The organism is Vibrio tapetis subsp. quintayensis (assembly GCF_030409945.1).
In the GTDB taxonomy this organism is placed as follows: Bacteria; Pseudomonadota; Gammaproteobacteria; order Enterobacterales; family Vibrionaceae; genus Vibrio; species Vibrio quintayensis.
Genome location: NZ_JAUFQV010000055.1, coordinates 1 through 1,627, shown reverse-complemented (window position 1 = coordinate 1,627; position 1,627 = coordinate 1). Strand labels below are relative to the sequence as shown.

The following is a 1,627-nucleotide window of genomic DNA, read 5'->3' as shown; positions in this document are numbered from 1 at the left end:
TAACTACCGAGGGATTTTGACGGGACTAAATTGGCTTACCTTTTAAAGTAATTAATTAAACTTTAGAAGGGGCTAAGGATGTTCTATATGGATTCTAAATCCCAGTTTACTGTCGATATCATTTGCAAAATTATCGAGGGTAAAATCAGTATCAATAGTGCCACTACCTTGCTCAACAAGTCTCGGCGAACTGTTGAACGTTATCTAAGCCGATATCGGAAAGAAGGTATTCGCTTCATCATTCATGGTAATCAGGGGCGTTCTCCAGTCAATAAAATCCCTGATTCGCTCAAGAAAGAAGTCCAAAGCCTCATACAAACTAAGTACTTCGATTTCAATTTGCAGCATCTCTCTGAAGTCCTCAAAAAGAACGAAGGGATCGCTATTAAGCGTGAAACGTTACGCTCTTGGGCACACGATATCCATCATGTTAAACGTGCTAAGCGACGCAGAACTCGCGTCAGGAAGTATCGGGAGCGTATGGAATTACCTGGATTAATGCTTCAAATGGATGGGAGCCCTCATCGCTGGTTTGGCGATGAGAAATCTTGTTTGATTGCTATGATTGACGACGCTACCAGTGATATTCACGCTCAGTTCTTTCCCTCTGAGACCACCGAAGGCTGTATGAGGGTGATGAGAGCCTATATTGAGAAACGAGGGATATTTAAGACGCTCTACGTCGATAGAGCAGGTATCTTCGGTGGTCCCAAGCGAAGCAACTTCTCCCAGATGCAACGAGCTTGTGAGGAGCTTGGAATTGAAATTATCTTTGCTAACTCACCACAAGGAAAGGGACGTATTGAACGCTCATTCGATACCTTCCAAGATAGGCTTGTACCAGAACTACGACTGCACAACATTACCGATATGGAAGGCGCGAATCGTTATTTACAAGAAGAGTTCATACCCAATTATTGGGATGAAAATGTTCGTGTTCAGCCCAAAAGTTCACGGTCTGCCTTTAAGCGCTTACCACCCGATTTAGACCTCAACAGCATCTGCGTACAGAAAGAGTATCGAACCATACGACGTGATCATACGTTTGGCTTTGGTAACAAAAGGTATATTATCGACTCGCCTATCCGCTATTCCATTGAAAACCAAAAAGTAGAGATTAGATGCCAGTTCGATGGCACATTCTCCGCCTATTTTGGGCACCGTAGGCTAGATATTACCGAGCTGGTTGAGCCTCGTAAATGCAGTGAATACGGTAAAGAGGTTCAGCGGAAAATAGAAGCCTTAGAGCTAGTAGAACAGTTGGGTAGTATATCTAAAGCAGCCCGTATCCTTGGTTGTTCTCGCCAATCCCTTTACACCTATCAGAAAATAATGGCAGAGGAAGGGCCTATGGGGCTGAAGCGGATCAATAAGCCCCTGAACCGCAGTAAGAATCGCATACCAGAGTATGCAGAAGACAAGATTATTGAGCTGACGTTGCAGAACCCACACCTGACTTTGATGCAACTCACGATGGAGCTAAAACAACACGATATCAATGTGAGTATTGGTACGATTAAAAACATCTGGAAGGAAGAAAACCTCAGCACTAGAGAACTTAGGAATAAAAAATCACAATCACTGAATATCGATGTGTAAGGCGAAAAGTATCAATCCTGACTAGAAT

At 43.3% G+C, this 1,627-nt stretch carries 1 protein-coding gene; it reads left to right on the top strand.

Translation table 11 applies throughout. The features are described from left to right. The first annotated feature begins 78 nt into the window (after positions 1 to 78). The gene (locus QWZ04_RS23470) at positions 79 to 1,599 is read left to right on the top strand and encodes an ISNCY family transposase (protein WP_290330728.1); all 1,521 of its coding nucleotides are present in this window, start codon (positions 79 to 81) and stop codon (positions 1,597 to 1,599) included. The last annotated feature ends 28 nt before the right edge of the window (positions 1,600 to 1,627 follow it).